This window comes from Cohnella massiliensis, from assembly GCF_900169535.1.
GTDB classification, from domain to species: domain Bacteria; phylum Bacillota; class Bacilli; order Paenibacillales; family Paenibacillaceae; genus Cohnella; species Cohnella algarum.
On sequence record NZ_LT821259.1, the window covers coordinates 1307677 to 1333253 of the forward strand.

The window sequence follows — 25577 nt, forward strand, 5'->3', positions numbered from 1 at the left end:
TCAGCCCTTCGCGAGCGAAGGCGGCAGAACGCGATTTGGAAAAAAGCGAGGCTTGCGCGTTTGAATAAAAGGGGATGAGCTTATGGCAGATTTGAAGCATCGGTACGCAGGCGGCTTTCCGAAAATCGGCATCCGGCCGATTATCGACCGCCGCAAGCTGGTCAAGGCGGCGACGAAGGACATGACGATGGAGCTCGCGCTCGCCGCGGCCCGCGCGCTGTCGTCGGAGCTGAACTATCCGGACGGCTCGCCGGTGGAATGCGTCGTGAACGAAACGTGCATTTCCGGCTTTCGGGAGGCGGCGGAATGCTCCGACCGCTTCGCGAAGGAAGGCGTCGGCCTGATCGTCACCGTCGCCTCGGGCTGGTGCTACCCGCTCGAGACGATGGAGACGAACCCGCTGTTGCCGCATGCGGTGTGGGGCTTCAACGGCACGGAACGTCCCGGGGCCGTCTATATGGGAGCGCTGCATGCCGCGCACAACCAGAAGGGGCTGCCCGTTTATAAAATTTACGGCCGCCACGTCCAGGACATGAACGAGCGCGAGGTGCCGGAGGACGTGCGCGGCAAGCTGCTGCAGTTCGCGCGGGCGGGGCTTGCGGTCGCGCTCCTGAAGGGCAAATCGTACCTGTCGATCGGCTCGGTATCGATGGGCATCGCGGGCTGCATCGTCGACGACGGGTTTTTCCAGCGGTACCTCGGCATGAAAAACGCGTACGTCGACATGACCGAAGTGACGCGGCGGATCGACAAGGGCATCTACGACCGCGAGGAATTCGAACGCGCGCTTGCCTGGGTGCGGGAGAAATGCCGCGTCGGGCCGGACCCGAACCCGGCGGACCTCGCGCTGTCCGACGAGCGGAAGGAGCGGAATTGGGAGACGGTCGTCCAAATGGCGCTCATCGCGCGCGACCTGATGATCGGAAATCCCCGGCTCGCCGCCATGGGCTTCGAGGAAGAAGCGTACGGCTATAACGCGATCGCCTCGGGATTTCAGGGGCAGCGGGAGTGGACGGATCATTTTCCGAGCGCGGATTTTCTCGAGGCGGTGCTGAACAGCTCGTTCGACTGGAACGGGACGCGGGAGCCCTATATCGTCGCCACGGAAAACGACAACCTGAACGCGGTGACGATGCTGTTCGGCCACTATTTGACGAATACGGCGCAAATTTTCGCCGACGTGCGGACGTTCTGGAGCCCGGAGGCGGTCGAGCGGGTGACCGGCCACCGGCTGGAAGGAGCGGCCGCGGGGGGCATCCTGCACCTGATTAACTCCGGTCCGGCGGCGCTGGACGGAACCGGGGAGCAGACGCGCGACGGCAAGCCGGTCCTGAAGCCGCACTGGGAGATCGGCGAAGACGAGATCGAGCGCTGCTTGGCCGCGACGTCGTGGCGGCCGACGTATATGGATCAGTTCGCCGGGGGCGGGCATTCGACCGACTTTTTGACGCGGGGCGGCATGCCGGTCACGATGGCGCGGATCAACCTCGTCGAAGGCGTCGGCCCGGTGCTGCAGCTGGCCGAAGGCTACACGGTCGAGCTGCCGCCGGAGGTGCACGCGAAGCTGGACGAGCGGACGACGCCGACGTGGCCGACGACGTGGTTCGCGCCGAAGCGGGTAGAGGGCGATCCCGTATTCGACGACGTATACGCGGTGATGGAGAATTGGGGCTCGAACCACTGCGTCGTCAGCTATGGTCATATCGGGGCGGATTTGATCACGCTGGCCAGCATGCTCAGAATTCCGGTGAACATGCACAACGTGGAGACGAAGCGGATGTTCCGGCCGAGCGCGTGGAGCGCGTTCGGGACGAAGGACCCGGAAGGCGCCGATTACCGGGCTTGCGCGGCGTACGGGCCGCTGTACGGGTGAGTGCGGGCGAGTGCGAGCAAGTGCGGGCAACGGATTTTGGCCTATCAACAGGCTTAAGGAGAGAGAAACATGACCGAACCAATTTCCAGCCTTGACGTTATCGAACGAAAGCGGTTCAAGCCCGGGCCGTCGCCGCTGGACCGGCCGATCGCTGCGCCGGAATGGACGAAAGGCAAGGCGCCGCATGCGGAGGCGCCCCCGACGATCGTGCTGGACGGCCTTTGGGAGCTGGCCGAAGGAGGGGAGGACGCGGAACGGCTTGGCGGGGGAGCTTGGACCGATGCCATTCCGGCGCGAGTGCCGGGCAGCGTGCATACGGCGCTGGTCGAAGCGGGCAAGCTGCCGGATCCGTCGTTCGGAGAAAATGCGCCCCTGGCCAAGGCGTACAGCCACAGGACGTGGTGGTATCGCCGCACGTTCGAGGCGGTGCCGGGGATGCAGGCGCCGAGGCTGCTGTTCGACGGCGTATCGCCCGCTTGCGAAGTATGGCTCAACGGCCGTCCGCTCGGCTATCACAACGGCGCCTTCGGCGGACCGCACGTCGAGCTCGGGGAGCCGCTGCGGAAACGAAACGAGCTGATCGTCAAGGTGCATCCGGCTCCGCTCGGCAACGAATGGAACGTCTGGCACCAAACGGTCGTGTTCAATTGCAATTACGGCTGGCATTACGTCAACCTGCCGGCTGTCGGCATTTGGCGTCCGGTTCGGATTCGGGGAGCGGCCGAAGTCGAGATCGGCCCTCCGCTCGTCGCCGCGACGAGCGCCGCGAACGCCGCCGAAGGTCTCGTCGACATCTCCCTGGACCTGACGGGCCGCTCGGACCGCTGGTCGGGAACGCTGCGCGGGACGATCGAGCCCGACAACTTCGACGGTCCCGCGCAAACGTTCGAGCTGCGCGTCGGCGAAAGCGAGCGCAGGCGCGAGCTGCGGATTCGGGCCGCGATCGAAAGCCCGCGCCTCTGGTGGCCGCTCGATATGGGCGAGCAGCCGCTTTACCGGCTGAAGCTGTCGTTCGCGCCGGAAGGCGGCGGACTTCCCGACAGCCTGGAGACGACGTTCGGCATTCGCTCGATCGAAATGGCGCCCCTGCCGGAAGGTTCGAACCCGGAGCGGTACGATTGGACGTTCGTCGTCAACGGGAAGCCGTTTTTCGCCAAAGGCAGCGGCTGGTGCACGATGGACGCGCTGATGGATTTTTCCAGGGAAAAATACGATCATTTTCTGACGCTGGCGGCCGCCCAGCATGTGAAGCTGCTTCGGGCATGGGGCGGCGGGATGCCGGAAACCGACGATTTCTACGATTTGTGCGACCGGAAAGGCATCCTCGTCATGCAGGAATGGCCAACATGCTGGGGCAGCCACGTGCATCAGCCCGCCGACGCGCTGGAGGAGACGGTGCGGCTGAATACGCTGCGCCTGCGAAATCATCCTTCGCTCGTCATGTGGGGCGGCGGCAACGAGATCGGCAGCGGACTCGACAGCGCCTCGATGGATATGATGGGCCGGCTCAGCGTGGAGCTGGACGGGACGCGGCCTTTTCACCTGACCGATCCGTGGGGCGGCAGCACGCACGACCATATCGTCTGGAACGGTTGGACGCCGGCTTACAGCTTCGACTATTACGCGAACCTGGAGTCGGTGCTTCTGGGCGAATACGGGCTCGCTTCGGCGCCGAATCTCGAATCGGTTCGCCGCTACATGCCGAAGGAAGAGCTCGAACAGTGGCCGCCGGAGCCGGGCAAAAGCTTTTACCACCATCTCCCGGCATTCGATACGCGCGACGAGATGCGGATTTTGACGGAGTTCGCGGAGTCGTTCGCGCGCTGCGATTCGGTCGAAGCGTTCGTGACCGGCACGCAGCTGGCGCAGGCGACGTCGCTGCGGCACAAAATGGAGCAGGCCCGCACCCGCTGGCCGCACGAAACGGGCAACATCACGTACAAGCTGAACGACGTGTACATCGGCGTCTCGTGGGCGACGGTCGACTGGTACGGCGCCCCGAAAATGGCCCACTACTTCGCGCAGGACGCCAACTCCCCGCTCGCCGCGGTCGTCCGGTTCGGCAAGCTGAACAGCCCGGAGGAGGATCAGGAGCTGCCGGTCTACGTGCTGGATGACAACGGCGAGCTCGACGGCGATTGGACGGTCCGCGTCCGGGCGTACGATCCGGCGCTTGCGCTCGTGTCGGAGAAGACGTTTCCCGGCAAAGGCCGCGCGCCGGAGGCGAGCCGGGTCGGCAGTTTCGAGCTGAAGGCGGCACCGCCGGAGCGGGCGCCCGCGCTGATCGTCTCGGAACTGCTCGACGAAGGCGGTTCGCCGCTGTACCGGACGTTTTATTGGCTGAATTTCGACGCCCGCCAAGGCGTGCTGATGCGCTTGCCGAAAACCTCCCTCGAGGTTGCGGCCGACGACGCCTCCGGCACGGCGACCGTTGTCAACGTCGGGGCGTTCCCGGCTGTCGGCGTGGAGCTGTACCGGGACTCGGCCGAGCCGTTCGTGGCGGGGGACAACTTTTTCTGGCTGGATCCGGGCGAGTCGAAAACGGTCAGCGTCAGCGAAACGGCGGGCGTCGGCGCAAGGGGCTGGAACGCATGACGCGGGAGAAGGCCGCCGGCCGACCTTGCGTTGAAACCGTGACAGGTCCCGTCGATCCGGCCGATCTTGGCTATTGTCACAGCCACGAGCACCTTTTTTTGGCGGCGGGCCATCCGCAGTCGCTGAACCCGGATTTGCGCATCGACGATTACGGCCTGACCTTGCGGGAGGTGACGGACTTCCGGGAGGCCGGGGGCCGGGCGATCGTCGACGCGCAGCCGCTCGGCTGCGGGAGAATGGCCGGGTGGCTGGCCCGCGTATCGGCGGAAAGCGGCGTCCGGATCGTCGCTTCCACCGGATTTCACAAGCTGGCCTTCTACCCTGACGGTCACTGGATTCGCCTCCTGACGCAAGATGAGCTGGCGGATGTCATGATCGCCGAGCTGCGGGACGGGATGTTCGAAGGCACCGACGATCGCGAACCGGCCGCGGCGGCGAGGATCGCTGCCAGGGCGGGCGTGATCAAGACCGCCGTCGACGGCGAGCGGATGGCGGATCCCGACAAGCGGTGGTTCGCCGCGGCGGCGAAAGCCTCTTTGGAAACGGGAACGCCGATCCTCTGCCACGTCGAAAGTCCGGAGCAGGCGGTTTGGCTGTGCGATTTTTACGAGAGCAGGGGAGTGCCCGCCGGCAGCATCATCGTTTGCCACCTCGACCGCAAGCACGAACGTCCCGACGTTCATCTCGGGCTTGCCCGGCGAGGCGTTTACCTCGAATACGATACGATCGGACGGTACAAGTATCATGGCGACGAGGAGGAAGCGAGGTGGATCGCCGGCATGCTGGAAGCCGGGCTGGAGGATCGCCTGCTGCTCGGGCTGGATACGACGAGGGCGAGGCTTCGGGCTTATGGCGGCGAGATCGGCCTGACGCACATTATGGAGAGCTTCACGCCGAAGCTGCTGGAAGCGGGGGCGACCGAAGAGCAAATTCGCAAGCTGATGGTGGCGAACCCGGCGCGGGCGTTCGCCACCGGGCGGTGAGTTTGGCCGGGTGATGGATGTCGGACGGTGAGTACGGCGCGAGCGTTTGGTGTCGAGCGGTGAGTTTGGCACGGGCGTTCGCTGTGAGGCGGTGAAGTTCGCACGAGCCCTTGCCGCTCTCCGGCTAGGTTGGATTTTATCCAATCAGCGGAGCGAGAATCGCGAAAAAAGCTCTCTAGGTTGGATTTTGTCCAACGAGCAGTCGGGGAAGAGGAGATTTTTCGCGAAAAGCTCGTTTTTGGTTGGATGAAATCCCACGAAGGTTGAGAGAAGAGCGAAAATGCCGCTCCCGGTTGGATGAAATCCAACGAAGGCGCAGCGAGGGACGACGATGGCAGCGATGGCAACTGAGGCAACGAAGGGTAATGACGCCAACGAAGGCAGAGAAGATGGCGAAGGGAACGAAGGGAAGCGAAGGCAGAGAAGGCAGAGAAGGCAGAGAAGGCAGAGAAGGCAGAGAAGGCAGAGAAGGCAGCGAGACTTGCGAAGAGGCCGAGAAAAAAGCGAAACGGAGGATAGCGCATGACGAAACCATTGCAGAGGCTGCGGGTGAGCGAGAACGGGAGGTTTCTCGTCCGGGAGGACGGGACGCCGTTTTTTTGGCTGGGGGATACCGCTTGGGAGCTGGCGCACCGGCTTGACCGGGAGGACGCGAAGCTGTATCTGGAGAAGCGGGCCGAACAGGGCTTTACGGTAATCCAGACGGTGGCGCTGGCGGAGTTCGAAGGCGCGACGGATAACGCCTACGGCGGCAGGCCGCTCGAAACGGATGCGAACGGGCTGCCGGACCCGGCGCGGCCGGATACGAGGGGTGAGTATTCGTACTGGGCGCATCTCGACTATATCGTCGACACGGCCGCATCGCTCGGGCTGTACGTGGCGCTGCTGCCGACCTGGGGGGACAAGTTTAACCGAATGTGGGGCAAGGGGCCGGAAATATTCACGCCCGACAATGCCGGAACGTACGGAAAATGGCTCGGATCGCGGTATCGCGAGCGGGCGAATATCGTCTGGGTGCTTGGGGGAGACCGGCCGTTGCTTACGCGACGGCATTTTGCCGTTATAGAGGGGATGGCCGCGGGGCTCGCGGAAGGGGACGGCGGCAGCCATCTGATCAGCTTCCACCCGAAGGGGGCGGAGTCGTCGTCCCATCATCTTCACGAGGAGAGCTGGCTGGACTTCAACATGATCCAGTCGGGCCACGGCGAGGCCGAGATCGACAACTACAAGCGGGTGCAGGCCGATTACGAGCGCCTTCCCGTCAAGCCGACGCTCGACGCCGAGCCCTGCTACGAGGACATCCCCGTCGGGTTCGACCCGGCGCGGGGGTATTTCGACGAGGCCGACGTGCGCCGGGCGGCCTATTACGCCGTATTGTCCGGCGCGTTCGGCCATACGTACGGCCATCACTCGGTATGGTCGATGTGCGAAGGCAAATATGCGTCGGCGGACATGGCCGAGCCGGGCCCGTTTTTCATCATGGGCTGGAAGGAAGCGCTGGACCGTCCCGGCGCGCGGCAGATGCGCCATTTGCGGACGCTGCTGGAATCCCGCAACCTGCTCGAGCTCGTTCCGGATCAGGGACTCGTCGCGCGCAACTGGCCCGGATCCAATTACATGGCGGCTGCGAGGGGCGCCGATTACGCGCTGATTTACTGCCCGAACGGGCTGTACGTCGAAGCCGTCATGGGCCGGATCGCGGGCGAGCGGGCGAGGGTGTCCTGGTACTGTCCGCGGGAAGGCGTTTACCGCCCGGTCGGCGAACGGCCCAACGCCGGAACGCAGCGGTTCGACGCCCCTTCGAGCGGACGCGGTAACGATTGGATACTGGTGATGGAGGGAGTGCGCCATGTATAAAGTGATGATCGTGGAAGACGAAATGCTCGTGCGGATCGGACTGAAAAGCTCGGTCGACTGGAACCGGTTCGGGATGGAGGTCGCCGCTGACTATCCCGACGGACAAGCAGCGTGGGACGGGTATTTGCGGGATAAACCCGACGTCGTCATCACCGACATCCGAATGCCCCGCATGGACGGCATGCAGTTGATCGCGAACATCCGCGAGCGCGACAAGGCGACCCGAATCGTCGTCCTGTCGTGCCTCGAGGAGTTCGAGCTGGCCCGGAAGGCGATGGCGATGGGCGTCTCGGGCTACATTCTGAAGCTGACGATGACGGAGGAGGAGATCTCGGAGACGCTGCACGGCATTCGCGAGGAGCTGGACCGACTGGGCGGCGGGGGCTCGCCGGACGGCTCCAGGGGGCTGGGCGCCAGCCTCGACCTGATCAAGGAGAAGATGCTGAAGGACTTCCTTTTTTACGGCATTCTCAAAGCGGAAGAGTTCGAGCGGTTCGCCGAGCAGAGCGGCATGCGGCTGACGGGCTCGCGGACCGTGGCCTGCACGATGGAAGTGGACCGCTACGGGGAGCTCAAGCGGAAGTTCAAGGACGGCCACGGCCATCTGATCAAAATGACGCTGCTGAATCTGCTGGGCGAGATCATGTCCGGCCACAAGCGGGGCGAGGCGTTCTTCCTGGACGAGACGCATTACCTGCTGCTGTTCGATTTTCCCGACACGCCTTCGGAGCTGGCGATCAAGCGGGAGACGACCGTCATTTTAGGTCAGATCCGCGAAGCGATCCGCACCTACTTCAACGGCTCGGTTTCGTTCGGCAGCAGCGGCGTGCAGAGCGGCTTCGGCTCGCTGCCCAAGCTGCACGCGGATTCCAGGCGAGCGCTGGAGCGGAAATTTTGGACCGGCCCCGGCCTCATGCACGAGCCGCAGCAGCCGGCCGATATGGAACCGATCCGGCTTCGCCTGGAGGCGATCCGCAACTTCGAGCCGCTTCGCGCGCTGCTGTCGCCGATGAAGCTGAAGGAGTACGAGCGTTTTGTCGAGTTGATTGAAAGCGGTTTAACGGAGGAGCGGAAGGCGATCGAAATCGGTCTGTTCCAATTTGTCCAATGGGTCGGGACGAACGTTTACGATGATCGGCAAAACGAAAAAACGCTGCTGTTCAACATCACCGAGCACCTGGAGCAATGCGATTCGCTGCCGGATATGCTCGACCGGATCTCGGCCTACTTGTCCGACATGGCCGAGCAGGCCCGGAGCCAATTGCAGATGAGCGGGGAAATTACGAAGGCGATTCAGTTCATCAAGCGCCATTATGCGGAAAATATAAGCCTGCAGACGGTGGCCGACCACGTCAATCTGAGCTTCGGCTACTTGAGCAACCTGTTTAAAAAGGAGCTGCAGATTACGTTCGTGGACTATCTGAACCGGTACCGGATCGAACGGGCGAAGGAGCTGCTGACCGGCACGCAGCTGAAATCGTACGACATCGCGGTTCAGGTCGGGTTTTCCCCGGAGTACACGTATTTTAGCAAGGTTTTCAAAAAAGTGACCGGTCTCAATCCCAACGAGTACCGCAGGCAGTGGCTGGCCGGGTGCCGGAGCGAGCGATGAAGTGGCCGGCCAAGCTTCAGAGCCTGCGGACGCAGCTCATCCTGGTCTTCATGCTCATCAGCCTGATCGTGCTGTCCGCGGCTTCCTACTATATGTACTCGATCATGCAAAACATGATCAAGGACCAGAACCAAAGGTCGCTCTATCAGCAGTTTCAGCAGCTCGATCACAACATCCGCGCGCTGTTCGCCGACATCGACCGGCTGTCCAAGCTGTTTCTCCAGGACGAGCAAATGCAGCAGCTGCTGCTCCATCTGTCGGACAAAAGCGAGCTCGAATTCCTGAACTACAAGAACATGCTGCATGCCCGCATCAATACGTTCATCGGCAACTACGGCTTCGTTCATTCCGTCTACCTGACCTCGGAAAGCCAAGGCGCCATCGGGGGCACCGCCGATACGACGCTCGTCCATCCCAAGGAGGACTGGGGGAACAGCTTTTTCGGGTCGGCGTTTTATCGCCGTACGCTCGAATCGTTCCCGGAGCCGATCATCGTCGGCGGCCTCAAAAAATCGTTCTACAACCCCTACATGACGGAGGCCAACGACGGCACGCTCGTCAGCCTGATGAGAGGCGTGCGGGCGATTTACGACCCGAAAACGAGCGCTACCCTGATTTTTAACGTGGACGAGCGGTATTTGGCCTCGATCTACGCGGTCGAGCTCGACGCCGAAGGCGGCGATATGTATATGACGGATTCGGACGGCGTCATCATTTCCAGCAGCCGTCCCGAGCGGATCGGAACGCGCAGTCCGTTCCGGCCCCCGCAGGGCGAGAGCGGCGAGGAGGAAATTTTCGGCAGCCGCGACACTGTCGTAGGCGGCACGGAGGTTCAGGTCGTCTATTACAAGCTGCAGGACGCGGGGTGGTACATCATGAAGGAAATCCCGCTCAACCTGTACTCGGCGCAAATTTTCCAGGCGCAGCGGACGATGGTCGCCGTGTTTTTGCTCAGCATGCTGGCGATGTTCCTCGTTTCGTATTTCTGGCTGCGCAAAATTTTCCGGCCGCTTCACAAACTGTCCGCCAAGATGAAGGACATGAGCCGCGGCGAACTTGGCGTGACGTTCGAGGAGGTCCCGAACAACGAGCTGGGGACCGTCGTCCGGCGGTTCAACGAAATGTCGCTCAGCATCGTCGACCTGATCGACAAGAACAACCGGATGCAGGAAGCGAAGCGGGAGCTGGAAATCGAGGCGCTGCAGTACCAGATCAACCCGCATTTTTTGTACAACACGCTCAACATGATCCGGTGGATGGCCTCCATGATCAAGGCCGACAACATCGTCGGCAGCGTCGTGGCGCTCGGGAACATTTTACGGCCGGCTTTCGCGAGCAAGGAAGCGATGTGCACGCTGCGCGACGAGCTGAACTATCTGGAAAATTACATCAAAATCATCAACTGGCGGTTCAACAACGGCGTCGAATTCGAATTGAGCGTCGCGGAACGGGACCTTGAATACAAGGTGCCGCGGTTTATTTTGCAGCCGCTTGTCGAGAACGCGATCGCGTCCGGGCGGCAGGCTGAGGATTTTTCCATTCATATCGGCATTTTCGCCGCCTGCGAGGACGGGGAGTTGCGCATTGCGGTCAGCGACTCGGGAGAAGGGATCGCCCCCGAGCTGCTCGAAGCCCTGAACCGGATGCTCGCGTCCGGCGAGCGGTCGGAAGACGCCGTCGGGGGAGGCGGCGGGGGCAACGGCATCGGGCTGTACAACGTGAACAAGCGGATCCGGCTTTATTTCGGCCCGGAATACGGCCTTCGGTTCGTCCCGCGGACGATCGGAGCGGAGGTCGTCGTGCGGCTGCCGGCGATCCGGTAGGCAGGCGGGGCCTTATGCGGCGGGGCGCGATCGCGGCGGCCGTCTCGGCTCTTTCCGCGCGCGGCTGCATAATCGTTCAACTTCGCCTTAAAATTGTTCAACCTCGGCGCGGACACCGGGGGATTTTTTTCAACGGATTCGGTAGATCGTTCATTTTGACGGGCCTTCGGCCGCGGTATCCTTGAAGCGTAGAAGCCGGAGAAAGAAGGAGAAGACCATGGAAATCACCTACGCGCGCAGTCAGCCGGAATTGAAAAAGAAATCGAAGCTGTTCCGGCGAGACGGCCTCAAGCTGCTGTTGATGGCGATCCCGTTCATCGCGCTGGCGTTCGCCTTCCACTATGTGCCGCTGTTCGGGTGGATTTACGCTTTTTTCGATTACAAGCCGGGGATTCCGCTCAGCCGCACGCCGTTCGTCGGGCTCGAAAACTTCGCGGAGCTGTTCAGCGATCCGAATATGGCGCGGGTGCTCACGAACACGCTGGCGCTCAGTTTTCTGTCCATCCTAACCTCGCCGCTCCCGCTCGTGCTGGCGATCCTCATCTCGGAAGTGAAAAGCGGATGGTTCAAACGTCTCGTGCAAACGACGTCGACTCTGCCGAACTATATCAGCTGGGTCATCGTGTTCTCGCTCGCGTTCAGCATGTTCAGCGCCGACGGCGCGGTCAACCAGATCATCGAAAAGCTCGGCTTCGGCCCGACGACGGTCAACGTGCTCGGGAACGCGGAGCGGGTATGGACGGTGCAAACGCTGCTTCTCGTCTGGAAATCGGTCGGCTGGAGCGCCATCATCTACCTGGCGGCGATCGTCAGCATCGACGGCGAGCAGTACGACGCGGCCAAGGTCGACGGGGCCGGACGCTTCCGGTGCATCTGGCACATTACGATTCCGAGCGTCATGCCGACGTTTCTCGTGCTGCTGCTGCTTTCGATCAGCAACCTGCTGTCGGCGGGCTTCGAGCAGTACCTGGTGTTCAACAACATCATGGTCGCCGACCGGATCGAGGTGCTGGACCTGTACGTTTACCGGCTCGGCCTCGTGACAAGCGACTATTCGTATTCGACCGCCGTCGGCATTTTCAAGTCGGTCATCAGCATCCTGCTGCTGTTCACGGTAAACGGCCTATCCAAACGGATCCGCGGCGAAAGCATCGTTTGACGGCAGCGCCCAGTTCAAGGAGAGATGAAAAATGACCAAGCGAAGCCTTAAACTTCCCGATCTGCTGTTCAGCGTCGCGAACTATACGATTTTGTCGTTGCTCGTGATCGTGACGATTTATCCTTTCTACTACATTCTGATCTATTCGCTAAGCGATCCCATCGAGGCGCAAAAGGGCGTATATTTGTGGCCTGCGGGATTTTCGCTGGAAAGCTACAAGTCGACGTTCGCACTGAAAGGTTTGCAGGACGCGGCGGTCGTGTCGCTGTCGAGAACGGTGCTCGGCACCATTTTGACCGTCGTCTGCTGCTCCTTCTTCGCCTATCTGATCACCAAGCAGGAATTGCCGTTCCGGCGCGCGATTTACCGGTTCGTCCTCATCACGATGTATTTCAACGCGGGCTTCATTCCATGGTACCTGTCGATGAAGGCGTACGGGCTGCAAAACAACTTTTTGCTGTACATTTTGCCAACCGCCCTGGTCGGGTTCAACGTCATTCTGGTCAAAACGTTCATCGAGCAGCTCCCCGCGTCGCTGGAGGAATCGGCCAAAATCGACGGAGCCGGCTACATCACCATTTTCACGAAGCTTATTTTTCCGCTGTCGATGCCGATTATCGCCACGATCGCCGTGTTCGCCGCCGTCGGGCAATGGAACACGTGGTTCGACAACTTTTTCCTTGTGGAAAATCCGAAACTGCAAACGCTTCAGTTGATGCTCTATCAATTTCTCAACCAGTCGAACGCGATCGCCAACATGTCCACGCAAGAGCTGACGCGGGGAGATACGGTCCGCGCGATGACGCCCGAATCGATCCGGATGACGATTACGATGATCGTGACGCTGCCGATCGTGCTCGTCTACCCGCTGCTCCAAAGGTACTTCGTCAAGGGTATCATGCTGGGGGCCGTCAAGGGCTGATTTTGATTCGGTCAGCCGTTCGCTTACGGAGGATTATCCGGCGCGGGAATCGGGCCTGGCGGCCCGCCCGCTGCCGATAATTATACAAACAATCGTTGGAGGGGAAAAAACGATGAAAATGAAAGGGTTTGCAAAGTCCGCGGCGCCGGTTCTGCTCGCGCTCTCGCTGCTGCTGGCCGCTTGCTCCGGCAATAACGCTTCGCCGACAAACGGGGCAAGCTCGCAAGGCGCCTCGGAGACGGCTTCGGCTTCGGCTTCCGCGAGCGCATCCGCAAGCGGCGGCTCCGATGAGGTCGTGACGCTGCGGCTGCTCGTCATCGAATCGGGGACGAAATGGAATACGTACCCCGACAGCGCGGTCGCGCAAGCGATCGCGGACAAAGTCGGCGTCAAGATCGAGTATGTCGAAGCCGACGAAAACAAATTCAACGTTTTGCTCGCCGGCGGGGATCTGCCGGACATCGTCCGCGCCGATCCGAACAAATACGGGCGCCAGCTGATCGAAGGCGATCTTGTCATCCCGATGGACGATATGCTGGCAGAGCTCGGCAAGGACATTACGGCCAACGTTCCGACGCTCGTCGACTACAGCCGCAAAAACTGGAGCGAAGGCCAGAACAAGCTGTATTTCCTGCCGCCGCAGGTGCAGCCGCAGCCGAGCGACGTCGTGAAGCCGCTGACGATCGGACCGACGCTGCGCTGGGATTGGTACAAGGAAATCGGCGCTCCCGAAATCAACAACACGGACGACCTGCTCAACGTGATCGAGCAAATCGTCAAAAACCACCCGACGACCGAAGACGGCAAAAAGGTGTACGGCGTTTTCAATGTGGCAGGACTGGGGCCTGTGGCCGTATATCGTTCCGTTCGTCTTTCAGACGTCGCAAACGGCCGTCACCACCGACCTTATGCAAAAGGCGGCGGGAGCCGACGACTTCATCAACATCCTGACCGACGAGTCGTCCAACTACTGGCTCGCGATGGACTATTACAACAAGGCGAACCGCAGAGGGCTGCTCGATCCGGACGCGCTGACGATGAAAAACAACGACTATATGGCGAAGGCGACCGCCGGGCAGCTCGTCTCCGGACCGGCCGACTGGGCGATGGGCGATTTCAACTCGCAGTACGCCAAAGACGGCAAGGGCTTCATGGTCGTTCCGGCCGGCAAGTTCGCCTGGAACGGCGGCGTCAATCCGATCGGCTGGGGAGACAAGAGCTACAGTATTTCCAAGAGCTCGAAGCATCCGGAGAAGGCGATGCAGTTCCTGAACTACTTGTATTCGTACGAAGGCGCAAGGACGATGTACAGCGGCATCGAAGGCACGCACTGGGATATGGTGGACGGCAAGCCGCAGCTCAAGGAAGAAACGTTTGCACTGAAAACGGCGGGCGGCCAGCAGTGGGAATCGACGGGCATCGCGCTCGACCGCAACCTGATCGCACTCGGCTCCGCGGTCGTCGATCCGGCCACGAACACGCCGGTCGACCTGTTCTCCACCTCCGAGGCGATTATGAAGAGCCTGAACGCGCTGCAGAAGGATTTCAGCGAATACTACGGCGTCAGCCAGCCGGGCGACGTATTCGCCAAGTATATCGAAGAAGGCAAGCTGATCGACTCGAACACGGCGCTCAAGGGCAAAACCCAGGAGCAAATTTTGCAGGAAGCGACGGTCGTCGCGCCGGTGCTGACCGAGGACTTGCTGAAGCTGGAAAGCCAGCTGAAGGAACTGGCCGCCCGGTCGGCCGCGAAAATCATCCTGTCCAAGACGGACGAGGAGTTCGCGAAGAACAAGCAGGAGGCGCTCGACGCGTTCAAGAAGGCGGGAGCCGACCAGATTACGGAATTCTACAACGCCGCTTACGATCAGGCCCTGAAGGACGCGGGGCTGCAGTAAACCTATGTCAGGCAAGGCGGGATGCGGTCGGCTCGGCTGCTCCCGCTTTTCAGTGTGGACGGAAAATATCGGATGGATAAGGATTGGACAAGTTTCGGTTCGGTCGCCGTTCGGGCAACGGAACCGGCCTATGAAAGGAGAGGCACGGATGAAATTCAAAATCTCCATATCGCCGCGCGCCCGGGAAACGGTCGAAAGCTGGGACGTTCGCCGGCTGCTGAACCAGGTGCTTTGCCCGAATTTCGGGCGGATCGGCTCCGCCAACCTGCAGGAGTTCGGGGCGATGTTTTTCCACCCGAAGCCGCGCGCCGAGCTGGACGAACAGATTCGCGCGTTCAAGGCGAGCTGCGCCGTCCCGCCGCTGATCGTCAGCGACATGGAAAACGGCCCGGGAGATATGGTGCTCGGCGCCGCCCGGTTCCCGCACATGATGGGCATCAGCCAGACGGGCTCGGAGGAACTGGCGTACGAAACAGGCAAAATCGCGGCGCTGGAAGCCGGGGAAATCGGCTACAACTGGACGTTTTCGCCGGTGGCGGATTTGGCCGTCGAACCGGACAGCCCGGTCGTCGCCTCGCGCAGCGCGGGCCGTACGCCGGAGCATGTCATCCGGATGGCCGGAGCCTACATGCGCGGCCTGCAGGAGAACGGGATGATGGCGACGATCAAGCATTTTCCGGGCGACGGCTTTACGACGTGGGATCAGCATTTGACGACGCCCGTGTGCCCGCTCGGGGCGGACCAATGGAGAAGCGGGCCCGGGCGGGCGTTTCAGGAGCTGATCGATCAAGGCGCTATGGCGGTCATGCCGGGCCACATCGCGCTGCCGGCGTTCGACGAGCCGGACGGGCGCGGGCTGTATCCGCCGGCGACGGTGTCGAAGCGGCTGCTCGTCGATCTGCTGCGGGGCGAGCTTGGCTTCGAAGGCCTGATCGTCTCGGATGCGATCGAAATGGGCGGGGTCGTCGGCTTCATGAATTACTACGACGCCTGCGCGGACACGATCGAGAACGGCTGCGACATGCTGCTGTTCCCGCGCGTCGACGACCGGTTTTACCGGGAGATGGAGAAGCGGCTGGCGAGCGGCCGTCTGACGCTGGAAGCGCTCAAGGATCGAGCGTGCCGCGTTCTTTCGCTGAAGGAGCAGCTGGGACTGACGGCCGCGGACGGGGAGCCGGCGGGCGGGCGAAGCTTGTCGCCGTCGGCCGAGCCGGCTTCGGGCACGGAAGCCGCGCCGTCGGCCGAGCCGGCTTCGGACACGGAAGCCGCGCCCGGCGGCGGCTCCGCGTCCGTTCGCCGATCATACGGCAGGGAAATCGCGGTCCGCGTCGTGCAGGAGAGCATTACGGCGGTGCGGGATCGCGCGGGGCTGCTGCCCCTTCGGATCGAGCGGGACACGAGGGTGCTGCACGCCGTCATCATGAACAACGCCGAGCGCTACGCCGATATGCTCGCACGGGTGAAAGACGAGCTCGGCGTCTACAGCGATCGCGTCGAGCAGTGGATCGATCCGGGACCCGACCGCCTGTTCGAGGCGGCGGCGGACGGCGCGTTCGATCTGATCGTCTGCTCGATCGGCAGCCTGCTGAGCTACGGCCTCAACGTCGTGCGGCTGCACGACGAGGTGGCGCGGAACATGATGGGCGGCTGGATGAAGCTGGGGACGCCGGTCGTGTTCGTCTCCCATTTCCACCCGTTCGTCCACAAGGAGTACGAGGCCGCGATCGACACGATTGTCAACACGTACGGCGATATCGAAGAAACGGCCGGGCTGCTCGTCAAGGCGCTGACCGGCAACGGGCCGCTGAAGCGGGAGCTTTTGGCGCACGATTAGGTTGAAATGAACGGAGCCGGCGCGGCGGGAGCAGCGCGGCTCTGTTTTTTGATAAAAACGGCATTCTCTGTCCTTTAGGACGACGAAGTCGTTTCGTGGGCGGCGTTCGGAGCCTGCTTGCTGGGCGTTAACAACCGCTATCAAGCGGACAACATGGCGAGTGGTACGGCGAGTTAGCGGCGGGTTGGCGGGCAAGAAGCGGACTGGAAGGACTACATGGCGGATTTCCCAAGCGGGCAAGTAGCGCACCCGGTGCACCACATCGAGGGAAAACGGCGGTGGCGGCGGGCATGTAGTGCATCCAGTGCACCACATCGAGGGAAAACGGCGGTGGCGGCGGGCAAGTAGCGCACCCGGTGCACCACATCGAGGGAAAACGGCGGTGGCGGCGGGCATGTAGTGCATCCAGTGCACCACATCGAGGGAAAACGGCGGCAGCGGCGGGCATGTAGTGCATCCGGTGCACCACATCGAGGGGAAATGGCGGTGGCGGCGGGCATGTAGTGCATCCAGTGCACCACATCGAGGGAAAACGGCGGCGGCGGCGGGCATGTAGTGCATCCGGTGCACCACATCGAGGGGAAATGGCGGTGGCGGCGGGCATGTAGTGTATCCAGTGCACCACATCGAGGGAAAACGGCGGTGGCGGCGGGCATGTAGTGCATCCAGTGCACCACATCGAGGGAAAACGGTGGTGGCGGCGGGCAAGTAGCGCACCCGGTGCACCACATCGAGGGAAAACGGCGGTGGCGGCGGGCAAGTAGCGCACCCGGTGCACCACATCGAGGGAAAACGGCGGTGGCGGCGGGCATGTAGCGCACCCGGTGCACTACTTGCGGAATCGAGGCCGGATGATCGGGCGATCGTTTGTCAGTGCGCGGAGCCCGCTTGGCCGATGTGCCGCAAATGCCGGCGGTTGGCCAGGATGAACAGCACGGAGGCGAGGACGAAGCCGCCGCCGACGAGGAAAGGGACGTGCGGGTTGTATCGCTCCGCGAGCTTCCCCGCGAGCCACGGCGCGATCGCTCCGCCGAGAAACCGCAAAAAGCTGTACGCCGCCGACGCCGTCGACCGTTCCACCGGAGCGGCCTGCATAACGGCCGTCGTAATGAGCGTGTTGTTGCTGCCCAGGAAGGCGCCGGCCACGATGACCGCGGCCGCGAGCAGCCAGCCGGTCGACGTCCAGATGCCCATCGCGAGCAGCGTCGCCGCGAACAGGACAAGCATGGCGCACATCGATTTGACCGTTCCGAACCGCGACTCCAGCTTGGGGGCGACGAAGACGGAAGTGAAGGCGAGCAGGAGCCCCCAGCCGAGAAAGACGTACCCGAGCCCGTGGGCGTCGAGGCCCATCACTTCCTCCATGACGAGCGGCGAGTACGCCAGCAGCGTGAAAAATCCGAAGTTGTACAGCAGCGCCGTGATGCCGAGAATGAGCAGGCTCCGGTGCTTCAGGGCGCGGAACGGATCGGCGAGCGACGTTTTCTTTTTGGCCGTCTGCTTCGACTTCGGCATCATGAAAAGCAGGAGCAAAAAAGCCAGCGCCATCAGGATGCTGACGCCGAAAAAAGGCCCCCGCCAGCTGATCGAACCGAGTTCGCCGCCGAGCAGAGGACCTACGGAAATGCCGAGCCCGATCGCCGCCTCATACAAGATGATCGCCTTGGCAGTGCCCACCGTCGACAGCGACACGATCGCCGACAGCGCCGTGGCGACGAACAGGGCGTTGCCGAGCCCCCAGCCGCCCCGCAGTCCGATCAGCGCGCCGATGCTGTCGGAGGCGCCGCCGAGCGCGGCGAACGCGGCGATGATGACGATGCCGGCCAGCAGCGTCCATTTGATGCCGAGCCGGGACGATACGGCGCCGGTAATGAGCATCGCGACCGCCATGACGAGGTTGTAGCTCGTAAACAGCGAGGTGACCTGGCTCGGCGAAGCGTTCATTTGCGCCGCAATCGCGGGCAGAATCGGATCGACGAGGCCGATTCCCATAAACGCGATGATACTGGCGAAACAAACCGCCCAAACGGCTTTGGGCTGGTTGAAAAGATGTTGTCGTGTTTCCAATTCGGATGGCATGATGTTCTCTCCTTAAAAAGGGTTTTGCGTTCAATCTTTCTTTTCTTGAGCTTCCGCACCGCCCAACCGTTCGATCCCGGCCCGGACGCGCCCGTGAAATTCCTCGATTTCCTGACGCATTCGCAGCATTTTGTCCAGCTTCTCTCCGATGACGTCAAGCTGGCGGCGGACGACCGGTTCGATTTCGAGCAGCTTCCGCAACTTCCGGCCGTCGTCGGCCAGCTCCCGGTATCCTTTCCGATGGTCCTCCAGCTCTTCAATAATGCCCAAATAATGCTGCAGCTCCTGCAGCGAAAAACCGAGCACGTCGCGCGCGTCGATCAGACGCTTGAGCCGGTCGATATGCTCGCGCGTATACAGCCGAATGCCGCCCTCGCTTCGTTCGGGGGGCGGGAGCAATCCGATTTCTTCGTAATAGCGGATCGTTCGTTTCGTTAAACCGCACGCCTTGGCGACGTCGTCGATTTTATACGTTTGCGTCATGCGCCGTTGCCTCCTTTCATTCCCATGATCCATTTTAGTTCACCTTAACGTTAACGTCAACTTTTGGGCGAAAAACGACAGCTCCCGTGCAAGCCCGAAGGCTCGGCGCGGGAGCCGCGTAAAATCGCACCGGATTAACGTTTTTTGCGCTGGCCGGAAGACCGGGAGCGGGAGGAACCGCGATAGTCGTGCGGATTCGAACCGCAAAAAACGTCTTTCGCCGTGACGGATACGACGTGGTGGGGGACCGGCACGCAGTGGTGGCGGCGGATCACTTCCACCTGATGAACGACGTTGACGACTTGCGGATGGTAGTAGTCCTCGTAGACGACTTCGGGCGGATCATACACGGTTTGCGCCGGGCAGAGGGAATCTTCTGGACACGAAGACAAGACATTCATCTCCTTTCGCTGGGTGTTTTACAATATACGAAGGGATGAATGTCTACGCTTGTATGAATGCCTAGTCCTCGTCTGCCTAACGATTTTCCGCGAATGTCACGACTCCGTCCGCCAAAGAGGCGACGCGCGCGAGCGATTCGACCCGGTAGCCGGCTTCCAGCAGCGCGGCGCGGCCGGATTGGAACGACTTTTCGATGACGATGCCGATGCCGGCGACCCGGGCGCCGGCCTGCTTCGCGATGCGCGCCAGCGCCAGCGCGGCTTGTCCGTTGGCCAGGAAGTCGTCGATGATGAGCACGTTGTCGCGTTCGTTTAAATAATTTCTGGAGACGGTGATTTCGTTCTCCTCCCGCTTGGTGAAGGAGTAGGCTTTTTCGGTCAAAAGATCGCGGTTCAGCGTCAGCGATTTGCGCTTGCGCGCGAAGATGAGCGGAACGTTCAGCTTCAAGGCGGTCATGACGGCCGGGGCGATCCCCGAAGATTCGATGGTCAGCACCTGCGTAATACCCTCTTCGCGGAAGAGGCCGGCGAACGTTTCCCCGATTTCGTCCATCAGAACGGGGTCTACGCGATGGTTCAGAAACGAGTCGACTTTCAGCACCTGATCGCCGATGACGATGCCTTCGGATCTGATTTTGCGGATGAGAGCTTCGATGGCGGGCGTCCTCCTTGCGCGCGTAATCTTGTTACCATTATACACGAACGTCCCCCGGGAAAAATCGGCCCGGGAATATTTCGCGGCCCGGCGAGCCAAAATGTAACCGAACGGCTTCCAAATAAAACCGGGGAGGAACGTGGATACGGTGAGAAAAAAAGGACTTTCGCGGCGCGCCCTGTCGCTTGGTTTGGCCTTTTTGATCGCGGGGACGGTCTTTCCGGCAAGCGTTGCGCCGGCATCGCCCGCGTTGCCGGGCTTCCCGGAAACGCCGCGGCAAGTCGCCATCGTCATCGACGACTTCGGCAACCGCATGAAAGGAACGGAACAGATGCTCGAGCTTCCGGTTCGCCTGACGGTCGCGGTCATGCCCTTTCTTCCGACGACCCGGCGCGATGCCGAGGAGGCGCACGCCAAAGGCCACGACGTCATCGTGCACATGCCGATGGAGCCGGTTCGCGGGAATCCGAAGTGGCTCGGCCCGAACGCGATTTTGACGTCGCTGTCCGACGGGGAAATTCGCGAACGCGTCGAAAAGGCGATCGCGGACGTGCCCCATGCGGTCGGCATGAACAACCATATGGGCTCCAGGGCGACGGCGGACGAGCGGGTCATGAGAATCGTGCTGCAGGTTTGCAAGGAAAAAGGGTTGTTTTTTCTCGACAGCCGCACGAGCCATCGGTCCGTCGTCTCGAAAGTGGCCGCGGAGCTGGGCGTGCCGACGATCCGAAACGACGTGTTTCTAGACGACGTCTATTCGGCCCGGCACGTCGCCCGGCAGCTCGACGTCGTGCTGGAAAAGCTGGAAAAGGACGAAAAATGCGTCGTCATCGGCCATGTCGGCCCTCCCGGGCTCATTACGTCGGACGCGCTGAAATCGGCCATCCCGCAGCTGCAAAAGAAAGTCATGTTCGTCACGCTGTCGCAATTGGGGCCGGACCTGGTCCGAAAAGCGGCGGGCTGACAGCGATATGGCCGGCTGCCGGCGCCTTCGGGCCCCTTTTTTTGCCGGGCGCGCCCGGCGAACCATGACATTTGTCATCCCCGTCTCCTGACGTTTATGACTACAACGACGACGCCCGATTCCTTACGATAAGAATATAGACGCGTCACGCGGGGACCCGCGTTTTGACGAGGAGGAATCGTACGATGATGAAAGCCAAGCAAGCAAGCTTGAGAAAAGAAGTCGCCGTTTTCGAGAAAACCGACAAGCGAAAAAGCGCGAGCCAGCTGTTCAATACGACGGTGCCGCTGCTGCTGCTGTGGACGGCCGCCTACCTGAGCCTGTCCGTCTCCTACTGGCTGACGCTCGTTTTCGCGATTGCGGCTGCCGGATTCGTCATCCGTTTGTTCATTATTTTTCACGATTGCTGCCATCAATCGTTTTTCAAAAGCCGGCGTGCCAACGATATCGTCGGAACGATCGCCGGCGTCATTACGCTCTGCCCTTACGAACAATGGAAAAACACCCACGCGATCCACCATGCGACGAGCGGCAATCTGGAAAAGCGGGGCATCGGCGATATTTGGGTCATGACGGTGAACGAGTACGCCGCGGCTTCCCGGATTCGCCGCCTCGCCTACCGGCTGTACCGGAATCCTGTCGTCCTGTTCGGCCTCGGCCCGATCGCGCTGTTTCTGATCCAATACCGCTTCAACCGCAAAGGAGCGAGGCGCAAGGAGCGCATCAGCACGTACGTCACCAATATCGCGCTCGTCTCGCTTTACGCGCTGCTCATGTGGGCGCTCGGCTGGGAAGCGTTCCTGCTCGTGCAGGCGCCGGTTTTTTTCGTCTCCGGCTCGCTCGGCATTTGGCTGTTTTACGTTCAGCACCAATTCGAGGAATCGTACTACGAGCATGACGACGAATGGAGCTATGTGAAAGCCGCCGTCGAAGGCAGTTCCTTCTACAAGCTTCCGAAGCCGCTGCAATGGATTACGGGCAATATCGGCTATCATCACGTGCATCATTTGAATCCGAGGGTGCCCAATTATTATTTGGAAGAGGCGCACAACGCGACGCCTCCGCTGCACAAGGCGACGACGATTACGCTGCGCACGAGCCTGCAGTCGCTCCGGTTTCACCTGTGGGACGAAGAAGCGGAAACGTTCGTCAGCTTCAAGGCGTGGCGAAACCGTCCGGCCCGGCCCGACGCCGCCGCATAGCGAAAGCGAGAGCTGCCGGGTCTATGGGGCGAATGCCTTCGATGGCCCGGCGGAATCGGGATATGGTAAAATAGGAGCGACCGGCTAGCGGACATCCGGCACAAAGGTGGGCCGTCATGCAGAAATGGTACCAGATTTTCACGAGGAATACAGGACTTAGCCCATATGTTTGGGTTGTGTTCTGTATTCTGCCGTTTTATTTCATTTTGCGCTCGTCGTCTCCGTACGAAATTGCCATCGGCATCGTCATGATTTTTCTTTTTTTCGGCTGCTACATGATGTCCTTCGTCACCAAGGGATGGTGGGTCTATTTCTGGACCAGCATCCAGATCGTGATTTCGATCGTGATGACGATGGCATACGGCTACGTTTATTTTTCGATTTTTCTCGCCTTTTTTATCGGCAACATTCAAAACAGGGTCGGTTTCTTTACGCTGTACTCGATTCATCTGCTGTCGACGTTCGTCAGCGTCAATTTCGGCATTTTCGTATCGAAGCAGGTGTTTCTCAACCAGTTTCCGTTTATGTTCGTCTGCCTCGTCGCCGTCATTTTGCTGCCGTTCAGCACGTATTACCGGAATAAACGCGGACAGCTGCAAGTGCAGTTGGAGGACGCGAACAAGCGGATCGCCGAGCTCGTCAAGCAGGAGGAGCGGCAGCGGATCGCGCGGGATTTGCACGATACGCTCGGCCAGAAGCTGTCGCTTATCGGGCTGAAAATCGACCTCGCCGGCAAGCTGATCGACGCGGACCCGCGGCGCGCGCAGGCGGAGCTGGCGGATGTCCGCCAGACGGCCCGAACCGCGCTTAAGGAAGTCCGGGAGCTGGTGACGGAGATGCGCGGCTCGCGCCTGTCCGACGAAATCTTTCGGGTGAAGCAGATTTTGTCCGCGGCCCATATCGAATTCAGGCTGACGGGCGAGCCTTACTTGAATACGATATCGATGCTGAACGAAAACGTTGCGGCCATGTGTCTCAAGGAAGCGGTCACGAACGTCGTCAAGCACAGCCGCGCCGACATCTGCTCCGTCGATATCGAGCCTTCGCCGACGGAGCTTACGATCCGGGTAACGGATGACGGGATCGGATTTACCGGGAAAGAGGGCCGCGCCCGCGGCAATGGCTTGCGGGGAATGGCGGAAAGGCTCGAATTCGTCAACGGCAGCCTGGAGATTATATCGAGCCAGGGAAACGGAGCCGCGTTAATCATCAAAGTGCCGAACCTGACGAGACAGGCCGGCGCGGGGAAGGAGGACGATTTGCCATGATTTCCTTGATCATTGCGGAAGATCAGCGGATGCTGCTGGGAGCTCTCGCTTCATTGCTCGAGCTCGAGGAGGATATGCGCGTCGTCGGCCGGGCCGCCAACGGCGAGGAAGCCGTCGCCCTGGCCCGGCTTCATCGGCCCGACGTCTGCATCATGGACATCGAAATGCCGGTCAAAAGCGGGCTGGAAGCGGCGGAGGAGCTGAAAGGCACGGGCTGCAAGGTGATGATCTTGACCACTTTCGCCCGCGCGGGATACTTCAACCGGGCGCTGAAAGCCGGCGTCTCGGCTTATCTGCTGAAGGACAGCCCGAGCGAGGAGCTGGCGAATTCGATCCGGCAGGTGATGGCCGGTCAGCGGATTTTCGCGCCGGAGCTGATGGACGAGGTGTACGGCGAAGAAAATCCGCTCACCGAGCAGGAGAAGCGGGTGCTCGGACTGATCGCGGACGGCAAAAACACGAAGGAAATCGCCAGCCAGCTGTACATTACGACCGGAACCGTGCGAAACTACATTTCGGTCATTTTGGACAAGCTGGGCGTCAGCAACCGGATCGAAGCTATCACTCGGTTCAAGGAGAAGGGCTGGTTCAAGTAGTCACGCAGCGATAAGCGAAAATGCCTTCGGCTATGGCCGCCGCCACCCGGGTTTGCCCGTGCGAGCTCGTCAGCATCGCCCGGTCGCCCGCATGGTTCAGGAAGCCCGTTTCGACGATGACGCTCGGCACCCGAATCCGGTTCAGCACGTAATATTTGCCTCCCGCCTGCGGGAGTCTTTTCGTGTTTTGCTGACGGTTCAGCGACTGCTGGATGAACGAAGCGAGCAGGGCGCTTCGGCCTTCTTTCTGGTGAATGACGAGAGGGCCGCGCTTGCTGCCTTTCGGCGACCAATTGACGTGAATGCTGACGAACGTTCGCGCCTCGATTTCCTCGGTCAAGCTGCCGCGCTGGGACAAATCCCGGCTGTGGCGCGAAGCGCGGTGCCAGCGGTTTTCGTCGCTCAGCGCATAATCGCCGGTCCGGTTCAGGACGGCGCGCACGCCGTGGCTGCGCAAAATCAAGTAAAGCTTGCGCGCGATGGCAAGGTTGATATCCTTTTCCATTACCTCTTTGTAATGCGTTCCGGAATCGATGCCGCCGTGTCCGGCATCGATCAGCACGTCCGCGGCGGGCAGCGAATGCGGCAAAAGCCCGCGCGCGGGGACGCCTGCGCCCTCGGGCCCGGCCGGGGGCAGGCCGCCTTTTGCGCCGGCCATGGGCCCGGCGGCGGGCACGCTGTCTTTCGCGCCGGTCGTGAGCCCGGCCGAAGGCACGCTGTCTTTCGCGCCGGCAGCCGCGGCCGGCGAATACAGAAGCAGGAGCGCAAACGCCGCCGATAAGGCGGCTCGGAGCGCGCGGTTCATGGACGACCTCATCGCTTTTCCTTCCTTCGTTAGCGGTTTGCTTTTTCTAGATTGGCTCGGGAAGGTGGCTCTCATGCAGGTTCGCGTAAAACTCTGGCCGTTTGGAAACGTCTCCGGCGGGGCATCCTATAGGCAGTGAGCCGACAAGGAGGCGGATGGAATGGGCGACGGATTGGAATGGCTGAAGCTGCTGACCAACCGGTTTGCGGCATATTTGACGACTCCGGCGGAAAGCAAAAAAGAGCAAAAGCAGCGCCGGAAGCAGGCGCGCGAGCCTTGGGGCGTCCGCTGGTTCGGATTGCTCGCGGTAGGCGTTCAGTTATGGTGGCAGGAGCGGAAAAAAAACAAGCCGCACGTTCCCGGTTCGTGAATCGGGAGCGCCGCGGCTTGTTTAACTTGTTTGCAGTTAAGGAAGTTTAATTCTTCACGGTGTGAAAGCGCTCAACGCAAGCTTACGCGGCACAGGCGCACCGCTCGCCGACGGCTCGGCCCCTCCGCGATCGGTTGAGTCGTGGCGACTCATCTCAACCCGCCAAGCACACGCATCCGTACGTATTTGAGTAAAAAT

At 61.2% G+C, this 25577-nt stretch carries 22 protein-coding genes; 15 read left to right on the plus strand and 7 right to left on the minus strand.

The annotated features are described in order from the left end of the window. Nucleotides 1–82: 82 nt before the first annotated feature. From B7E11_RS19785 to B7E11_RS19825, 8 genes are all read left to right on the plus strand, one after another. The gene (locus B7E11_RS19785) at nucleotides 83–1873 is read left to right on the plus strand and encodes an L-fucose isomerase (protein WP_080837867.1); all 1791 of its coding nucleotides are present in this window, start codon (nucleotides 83–85) and stop codon (nucleotides 1871–1873) included. A 69-nt stretch (nucleotides 1874–1942) separates the two neighbouring features. Beyond that, nucleotides 1943–4468, plus strand: a complete 2526-nt coding sequence (locus B7E11_RS19790) for a glycoside hydrolase family 2 protein (RefSeq protein ID WP_080837870.1) — start codon at nucleotides 1943–1945, stop codon at nucleotides 4466–4468. Beyond that, nucleotides 4465–5451 (plus strand): phosphotriesterase family protein, encoded by a 987-nt coding sequence (locus B7E11_RS19795; RefSeq protein WP_080837873.1) that lies wholly within the window; start codon nucleotides 4465–4467, stop codon nucleotides 5449–5451. The genes B7E11_RS19790 and B7E11_RS19795 overlap by 4 nt, the downstream gene beginning before the upstream one ends. Before the next feature lie 522 nt (nucleotides 5452–5973). Further along, nucleotides 5974–7308 (plus strand): glycoside hydrolase family 140 protein, encoded by a 1335-nt coding sequence (locus B7E11_RS19805; protein WP_080837877.1) that lies wholly within the window; start codon nucleotides 5974–5976, stop codon nucleotides 7306–7308. Further along, nucleotides 7301–8920, plus strand: a complete 1620-nt coding sequence (locus tag B7E11_RS19810; protein WP_080837880.1) for a response regulator transcription factor — start codon at nucleotides 7301–7303, stop codon at nucleotides 8918–8920. The genes B7E11_RS19805 and B7E11_RS19810 overlap by 8 nt, the downstream gene beginning before the upstream one ends. Beyond that, nucleotides 8890–10743: a cache domain-containing sensor histidine kinase gene (locus B7E11_RS19815; RefSeq protein ID WP_245809773.1), complete on the plus strand. Its 1854-nt coding sequence runs from the start codon at nucleotides 8890–8892 to the stop codon at nucleotides 10741–10743. The genes B7E11_RS19810 and B7E11_RS19815 overlap by 31 nt, the downstream gene beginning before the upstream one ends. Before the next feature lie 217 nt (nucleotides 10744–10960). Then, nucleotides 10961–11902, plus strand: a complete 942-nt coding sequence (locus B7E11_RS19820) for an ABC transporter permease (protein WP_080837885.1) — start codon at nucleotides 10961–10963, stop codon at nucleotides 11900–11902. A 31-nt stretch (nucleotides 11903–11933) separates the two neighbouring features. Continuing rightward, nucleotides 11934–12824, plus strand: a complete 891-nt coding sequence (locus tag B7E11_RS19825) for a carbohydrate ABC transporter permease (RefSeq protein ID WP_080837888.1) — start codon at nucleotides 11934–11936, stop codon at nucleotides 12822–12824. Between the two features lie 33 nt (nucleotides 12825–12857). Here the strand turns inward: B7E11_RS19825 and B7E11_RS30400 are convergent, their stop codons facing one another. Then, nucleotides 12858–13286, minus strand: coding sequence for a hypothetical protein (locus B7E11_RS30400; RefSeq protein WP_245809774.1), 429 nt, complete (start codon nucleotides 13284–13286; stop codon nucleotides 12858–12860). Between the two features lie 123 nt (nucleotides 13287–13409). Then, nucleotides 13410–13568 (minus strand): hypothetical protein, encoded by a 159-nt coding sequence (locus B7E11_RS30405; RefSeq protein ID WP_245809775.1) that lies wholly within the window; start codon nucleotides 13566–13568, stop codon nucleotides 13410–13412. A gap of 83 nt (nucleotides 13569–13651) precedes the next feature. On the opposite strand from B7E11_RS30405, the gene B7E11_RS30410 reads away from it, so the two are divergent. Together B7E11_RS30410 and B7E11_RS19835 are read left to right on the plus strand one after the other, a co-directional pair. Continuing rightward, nucleotides 13652–14722, plus strand: coding sequence for an extracellular solute-binding protein (locus B7E11_RS30410; protein ID WP_245809776.1), 1071 nt, complete (start codon nucleotides 13652–13654; stop codon nucleotides 14720–14722). A gap of 148 nt (nucleotides 14723–14870) precedes the next feature. Further along, a complete protein-coding gene (locus B7E11_RS19835) occupies nucleotides 14871–16556 on the plus strand; it encodes a glycoside hydrolase family 3 protein (RefSeq protein WP_176220828.1) in 1686 nt (561 codons plus the stop codon). Between the two features lie 870 nt (nucleotides 16557–17426). On the opposite strand, the gene B7E11_RS19840 is transcribed toward B7E11_RS19835, so the two are convergent. The 4 genes from B7E11_RS19840 to B7E11_RS19855 form a co-directional block, all read right to left on the minus strand. Continuing rightward, nucleotides 17427–18635, minus strand: coding sequence for an MFS transporter (locus B7E11_RS19840; protein ID WP_080837895.1), 1209 nt, complete (start codon nucleotides 18633–18635; stop codon nucleotides 17427–17429). A gap of 30 nt (nucleotides 18636–18665) precedes the next feature. After that, complete coding sequence (locus tag B7E11_RS19845; protein ID WP_080837898.1) at nucleotides 18666–19118, minus strand: MerR family transcriptional regulator; 453 nt, start codon at nucleotides 19116–19118, stop codon at nucleotides 18666–18668. 134 nt (nucleotides 19119–19252) lie between these two features. Next, entirely contained in the window at nucleotides 19253–19510 is a 258-nt protein-coding gene (locus tag B7E11_RS19850; protein WP_176220829.1) for a hypothetical protein, read from the minus strand. 85 nt (nucleotides 19511–19595) lie between these two features. Next, nucleotides 19596–20174 carry a xanthine phosphoribosyltransferase gene (locus B7E11_RS19855; protein WP_080840901.1) on the minus strand — a complete coding sequence of 193 codons (579 nt, stop codon included), beginning with the start codon at nucleotides 20172–20174 and terminating at the stop codon, nucleotides 19596–19598. 148 nt (nucleotides 20175–20322) lie between these two features. Between B7E11_RS19855 and B7E11_RS19860 the strand changes: the two genes are divergently transcribed. The 4 genes from B7E11_RS19860 (at nucleotide 20323) to B7E11_RS19875 (ending at nucleotide 24204) form a co-directional block, all read left to right on the plus strand. Then, nucleotides 20323–21138: a divergent polysaccharide deacetylase family protein gene (locus B7E11_RS19860; RefSeq protein ID WP_245809777.1), complete on the plus strand. Its 816-nt coding sequence runs from the start codon at nucleotides 20323–20325 to the stop codon at nucleotides 21136–21138. 185 nt (nucleotides 21139–21323) lie between these two features. After that, nucleotides 21324–22340: a Delta(5) desaturase DesA gene (desA, locus tag B7E11_RS19865; protein WP_080837909.1), complete on the plus strand. Its 1017-nt coding sequence runs from the start codon at nucleotides 21324–21326 to the stop codon at nucleotides 22338–22340. 116 nt (nucleotides 22341–22456) lie between these two features. Next, nucleotides 22457–23608 carry a sensor histidine kinase gene (locus B7E11_RS19870; RefSeq protein WP_080837912.1) on the plus strand — a complete coding sequence of 384 codons (1152 nt, stop codon included), beginning with the start codon at nucleotides 22457–22459 and terminating at the stop codon, nucleotides 23606–23608. After that, nucleotides 23605–24204, plus strand: coding sequence for a response regulator transcription factor (locus B7E11_RS19875; protein ID WP_080837915.1), 600 nt, complete (start codon nucleotides 23605–23607; stop codon nucleotides 24202–24204). Before B7E11_RS19870 ends, B7E11_RS19875 begins: the two co-directional genes overlap by 4 nt. Here the strand turns inward: B7E11_RS19875 and B7E11_RS19880 are convergent. Then, the gene (locus B7E11_RS19880; RefSeq protein ID WP_240353410.1) at nucleotides 24197–25021 is read right to left on the minus strand and encodes an N-acetylmuramoyl-L-alanine amidase family protein; all 825 of its coding nucleotides are present in this window, start codon (nucleotides 25019–25021) and stop codon (nucleotides 24197–24199) included. The two genes, B7E11_RS19875 and B7E11_RS19880, sit on opposite strands and share 8 nt — an antisense overlap. A 148-nt stretch (nucleotides 25022–25169) precedes the next feature. Here B7E11_RS19880 and B7E11_RS19885 point away from each other — a divergent pair, with 148 nt between their 5' ends. Further along, nucleotides 25170–25379 carry a YqzE family protein gene (locus B7E11_RS19885; RefSeq protein ID WP_080837916.1) on the plus strand — a complete coding sequence of 70 codons (210 nt, stop codon included), beginning with the start codon at nucleotides 25170–25172 and terminating at the stop codon, nucleotides 25377–25379. Nucleotides 25380–25577 lie beyond the last annotated feature (198 nt).

Excerpts from the sequence above, each read along its gene's own strand:
- B7E11_RS19785 (WP_080837867.1), top strand. The coding sequence starts at position 83 with ATGGCAGATTTGAAGCATCGGTACGCAGGCGGCTTTCCGAAAATCGGC.
- B7E11_RS19790 (WP_080837870.1), top strand. The coding sequence starts at position 1,943 with ATGACCGAACCAATTTCCAGCCTTGACGTTATCGAACGAAAGCGGTTC.
- B7E11_RS19795 (WP_080837873.1), top strand. The coding sequence starts at position 4,465 with ATGACGCGGGAGAAGGCCGCCGGCCGACCTTGCGTTGAAACCGTGACA.
- B7E11_RS19805 (WP_080837877.1), top strand. The coding sequence starts at position 5,974 with ATGACGAAACCATTGCAGAGGCTGCGGGTGAGCGAGAACGGGAGGTTT.
- B7E11_RS19810 (WP_080837880.1), top strand. The coding sequence starts at position 7,301 with ATGTATAAAGTGATGATCGTGGAAGACGAAATGCTCGTGCGGATCGGA.
- B7E11_RS19820 (WP_080837885.1), top strand. The coding sequence starts at position 10,961 with ATGGAAATCACCTACGCGCGCAGTCAGCCGGAATTGAAAAAGAAATCG.
- B7E11_RS19825 (WP_080837888.1), top strand. The coding sequence starts at position 11,934 with ATGACCAAGCGAAGCCTTAAACTTCCCGATCTGCTGTTCAGCGTCGCG.
- B7E11_RS30400 (WP_245809774.1), bottom strand. The coding sequence starts at position 13,286 with ATGTCCGGCAGATCCCCGCCGGCGAGCAAAACGTTGAATTTGTTTTCG.
- B7E11_RS30410 (WP_245809776.1), top strand. The coding sequence starts at position 13,652 with ATGTGGCAGGACTGGGGCCTGTGGCCGTATATCGTTCCGTTCGTCTTT.
- B7E11_RS19835 (WP_176220828.1), top strand. The coding sequence starts at position 14,871 with ATGAAATTCAAAATCTCCATATCGCCGCGCGCCCGGGAAACGGTCGAA.
- B7E11_RS19840 (WP_080837895.1), bottom strand. The coding sequence starts at position 18,635 with ATGCCATCCGAATTGGAAACACGACAACATCTTTTCAACCAGCCCAAA.
- B7E11_RS19845 (WP_080837898.1), bottom strand. The coding sequence starts at position 19,118 with ATGACGCAAACGTATAAAATCGACGACGTCGCCAAGGCGTGCGGTTTA.
- desA (WP_080837909.1), top strand. The coding sequence starts at position 21,324 with ATGATGAAAGCCAAGCAAGCAAGCTTGAGAAAAGAAGTCGCCGTTTTC.
- B7E11_RS19870 (WP_080837912.1), top strand. The coding sequence starts at position 22,457 with ATGCAGAAATGGTACCAGATTTTCACGAGGAATACAGGACTTAGCCCA.
- B7E11_RS19875 (WP_080837915.1), top strand. The coding sequence starts at position 23,605 with ATGATTTCCTTGATCATTGCGGAAGATCAGCGGATGCTGCTGGGAGCT.
- B7E11_RS19880 (WP_240353410.1), bottom strand. The coding sequence starts at position 25,021 with ATGAGGTCGTCCATGAACCGCGCGCTCCGAGCCGCCTTATCGGCGGCG.
- B7E11_RS19885 (WP_080837916.1), top strand. The coding sequence starts at position 25,170 with ATGGGCGACGGATTGGAATGGCTGAAGCTGCTGACCAACCGGTTTGCG.